Origin of the sequence: Lyngbya sp. CCY1209 (assembly GCF_035615495.1) — a bacterium.
GTDB lineage: Bacteria > Cyanobacteriota > Cyanobacteriia > Cyanobacteriales > Microcoleaceae > Limnospira.
Genome location: NZ_JAJENU010000435.1, coordinates 1 through 2252, shown reverse-complemented (window position 1 = coordinate 2252; position 2252 = coordinate 1). Strand labels below are relative to the sequence as shown.

1 protein-coding gene is annotated in these 2252 nt (G+C 60.2%); it reads left to right on the top strand.

Annotated elements, in window-relative coordinates:
- Window positions 1-317: 317 nt before the first annotated feature.
- A complete protein-coding gene (locus tag LKE08_RS13290) occupies window positions 318-2228 on the top strand; it encodes an ArsA family ATPase (RefSeq protein WP_324704713.1) in 1911 nt (636 codons plus the stop codon).
- Window positions 2229-2252: the final 24 nt, after the last annotated feature.

The following is a 2252-nucleotide window of genomic DNA, read 5'->3' as shown; positions in this document are numbered from 1 at the left end:
CTAAAGCCGCTTGAGTCGGTTTTCCTCTCCGCGATCAATCACGGAGCTTCCAACCCTCCCAGGAGTTTTACGTGAGAAACCCGCATCCGTGGGGTTTAGGACGCTCAAAAGACTTGATTTCCCGACGATCGCCCCACCAGCCCTCACCAGCGCGTTTTGATAATTGGCACAAGTCGGATTGTCAAAAATACTCGGGGCACAAAACGGGGGATTCAGGACTCGGAGAGGGCGACAAAAGTCCGGTGCTGCGTCCGACTTTCCAAAACCGATCGCGGATGAAAAATGAGATGCAATTGATGTCCCGGCGATAGAAATTTATGCCAGATTTCCCCAATCTCAGTTTGGCCTTATTTAGCGGTAAGGGGGGGGTGGGTAAGACCACCCTGGCCTGCGGGTTGGCTCTGCACTGGGCGCGACAATTTTCCGGCGATCGCATCCTCCTCCTGTCCACCGATCCGGCCCATTCCTTGGGAGACGTCCTCCAAATGCAGGTCGAGGATCTCGCTCTCCCAGTCGCCGCCGGCTCCGATTTTGTTCCCCTCCCCAACCTACAGGTCCGGGCTCTCGACGCCCACCTCCTCCTCAAGGACTTCAAGGACCGCTACGGCGACACCCTGCAACTCCTGGTGGAACGGGGCTCCTTCGTCGAAGGGGAAGATCTCACCCCCGTCTGGGACCTGGAATGGCCCGGGGTGGACGAACTGATGGGACTCTTGGAAATCCAGCGGCTGTTCGACGAAAACGCCGTCGATCGCGTCGTCGTGGACATGGCCCCCAGCGGCCACGCCCTCAACCTGTTCGGGCTGATGGACTTTTTGGACAACCTGCTCGAATCCCTGGAGCTATTCCAGGAAAAACATCGCACCATCGGCCGCTCCCTGACCGGACAACACCGCCGCGACGAGGCGGACACCTTTTTGGAAGAAATGCGGGACCAACTCGCCTCCGGGCGAAATCGGCTGCAAGACGCAGCCCACACCGCCTGCTTCGCCGTCGCCATCCCGGAACCGATGAGTTGGGTCGAAACCCAACGCTTCCTCGACGCCCTCGAAACCCTGAAAATCCCCGTGGGGGGGCTGTTCGTCAACCACATCGTCTCCGAAACCCAAGACGGCGATCGCTACCGGGAACAGCAACAACTCCTCGCCCAATTCGTCGAACTCGCCGGGGACAAACCCCTATTTCTCGTCCCAGAACTCCCCGAAGAACCCTTGGGGGTCCAATCCCTCGATGCCCTATTTTCCAAGGCGGAATTGCTGGGGAAGGAGGAGAAATGGGCCGTGGAAGCGGAGGCGACGAGTCAAATGCCGCCAACCGCCACTTTCCCCGACGCCCCCAAATTCCCCGACTTTCTGGCGGTGGGGCGGCGGTTGCTGATCGTCGGCGGTAAAGGCGGGGTGGGGAAAACCACCGTCGCCTCGGCGATCGCCTGGGGGATGGCCCACCGACACCCCGATCGCCACATCCGCATCGTCTCCATCGACCCGGCCCACTCCCTCGGGGACGCCTTCGGGCAGTCTTTGGGACACGGGGCGATCGCGATCGCGGACAACCTCGAAGGCCAGGAAATTGACCCCGACCGGGTTCTGGACCGATTTCGCGAAGATTACCTGTGGGAACTGGCCGAAATGATGGGGGGGGACTCGGACGAGTCCAGTTCCCTGAAATTGGCCTACGGCCCCGAGGCGTGGCGGCGGATCGTCTCCCAGTCCTTGCCGGGACTCGACGAGATGCTGTCCCTGGTGGAGGTGATGGAGTTGCTCGAAAGCGGCGACCAAGATTTGATAATTTTGGATACGGCGCCCACCGGCCACCTGCTGCGGTTTCTGGAGGTGCCCACAGCGATGAGCGACTGGCTGGCTTGGATTTTCAAGCTGTGGATCAAGTATCAGGATGTATTGGGGCGGGTGGAGTTTATGGGAAGGCTGCGATCGCTCCGCCAGCGGGTGGTGAAGGCCCAGAAACACCTGCAAGACCCGGAATATACCGAATTTATCGGCGTCGTGCAGAACCGGGAGGCGGTGCTCGCGGAGGCGGATCGGCTGATCCGGGCGGTGGAAAATAAAGATATCGCCCAAAATTATATCCTCCACAACCGAGCCGAACCCGGTCGGGAAATTCCGGGCGATCGCTTTCCCGGACAGGCGATCGTCCCCCTGTCCAATTTGCCCCGCTGCGTGGATGCGATCGCCCGGGTGGAACAGGCGGCGGAGTTGCTGTTTGAATAATACCCCATTCAACCGACCCGGAGA